This window comes from Streptomyces sp. sk2.1 (assembly GCF_008120935.1).
Lineage (GTDB): Bacteria > Actinomycetota > Actinomycetes > Streptomycetales > Streptomycetaceae > Streptomyces.
This window is the reverse complement of the sequence record NZ_RDBO01000296.1, coordinates 1-1,827: the sequence shown is the minus strand read 5'-3', so window position 1 is coordinate 1,827 and position 1,827 is coordinate 1. Positions and strand designations below refer to the sequence as shown.

The window sequence follows — 1,827 nt, the reverse complement described above, 5'->3', positions numbered from 1 at the left end:
GAATGTCGCGCTCCTCCTCCAGCTCGCGGATCCTCTTCCGTGCGGCGGCGAGCTCCGCTTCCACCAGGCTGGCGGCCTGGGCAGACGCGGTCGTCCGCGTCGTGGAGTGAGCGCCGGAGCGTCGTCCGTCATCGGCCCGGATCCAGTTGCGCAGCGTCTCGGTGTTCACCCCGAGGTCCTCGGCGACCGACTTGATCGTCGCTCCCGGCCTCGATCGGTACAACGCGACCGCGTCCGCCTTGAACTCGGCGGGATAGTGCTTCATAGCCATCTGTGCGGGACTCCGTATCAACCCGGACCATCAAGATCCAAGTGTCTCTGGTGTCCAACATCCGGGGTCAACGCCCAACACGTGCCCGGTCCGCAGCCAGTTCGGCAAACAACCGGGCCGCTTCCGCGTGCTCACCCGCCTTCTCGAGATTCTGGGCGTGGCCGGAGCGGGATCGCAGGGTTTCGGGGTCATCGGCTCCGAGAACACGTGCCCGGTCCGCAGCCAGTTCGGCAAACAACCTCGCCGCTTCCGCACGCTCACCCGCCGTACCGAGATTCCAGGCATGGCTGTGGCGGGACCACAGAGTGCTGGGATGGTCAGGGCCCAGGACGCGTGCCCGGTCCGCAGCGACCTCGGTAAGCAGCCTCGCCGCTTCCGCGTGCTCACCCGCCGTACCGAGATTCCAGGCATGGTTGTGGCGGGACCACAGAGTGTCAGGGTGGTCCGCTCCGAGAACACGTGCCCGGTCCGCAGCCAGTTCGGCAAACAACCTCGCCGCTTCCGCGTACTCACCCGCCTTCTCGAGATTCTGGGCGTGGCCGGAGCGGGATCGCAGGGTTTCGGGGTGGTCGGGACCCAGGATGCGTGCGCGGTCCGTGGCCAGTTCGGCAAACAACCGGGCCGCTTCCGCACGCTCACCCGCCGCACCAAGATCCCAGGCATGGCTGTGGCGGGACCACAGAGTGTCAGGGTGGTCCGCTCCGAGAACACGTGCCCGGTCCGCAGCGACCTCGGTAAGCAGCCTCGCCGCTTCCGCGTGCTCACCCGCCGCACCGAGATTCCAGGCATGGTTGTGGCGGGCCCACAGAGTGCCGGGATGGTCCGCTCCGAGAACACGTGCCCGGTCCGCAGCCAGTTCGGCAAACAACCTCGCCGCTTCCGCGTACTCACCCGCCTTCTCGAGATTCTGGGCGTGGCCGGAGCGGGATCGCAGGGTGTCGGGGTCATCGGCTCCGAGAACACGTGCCCGGTCCGCAGCCAGTTCGGCAAACAACCTCGCCGCTTCCGCACGCTCACCCGCCGTACCGAGATTCCAGGCATGGCTGTGGCGGGACCACAGAGTGTCAGGGTGGTCCGCTCCGAGAACACGTGCCCGGTCCGCAGCGACCTCGGTAAGCAGCCTCGCCGCTTCCGCGTGCTCACCCGCCGTACCGAGATTCCAGGCATGGTTGTGGCGGGCCCACAGAGTGTCAGGGTGGTCCGCTCCGAGAACACGTGCCCGGTCCGCAGCCAGTTCGGCAAACAACCTCGCCGCTTCCGCGTGCTCACCCGCCTTCTCGAGATTCCAGGCATGGTTGTTACGGGCTTGCAGGGTGTCGGGGTGGTCGGGACCCAGGATGCGTGCGCGGTCCGTGGCCAGTTCGGCCATCAGTCGTGCTGCTTCTCGGTGGCCGGTGGTGCGGTTCGTTTGTTGTGTTTGCTGGTGTTGGTGGGTCAGGTCTTCTTGGGTGGGTGTGGGAGGTGTGGTTGGTGGTGGGGTTTGGGTGTGTTGCGGGGTGGTGGGGGTGGCGATGAGGGTGGTGACGTTCTGGGGCCATGGGGTGGTGGGGGTGGTG

The 1,827-nt window shown here is 67.1% G+C and carries 2 protein-coding genes; both read right to left on the bottom strand.

Annotated elements, in window-relative coordinates; translation table 11 throughout:
* On the bottom strand, positions 1–271 hold a 271-nt coding region (locus EAO76_RS43980; RefSeq protein WP_148841791.1), incomplete at its 3' end, for a transposase.
* A gap of 67 nt (positions 272–338) precedes the next feature.
* A partial coding sequence (locus tag EAO76_RS43975; RefSeq protein ID WP_222872290.1) for a tetratricopeptide repeat protein occupies positions 339–1,827 on the bottom strand: 1,489 nt, incomplete at its 5' end.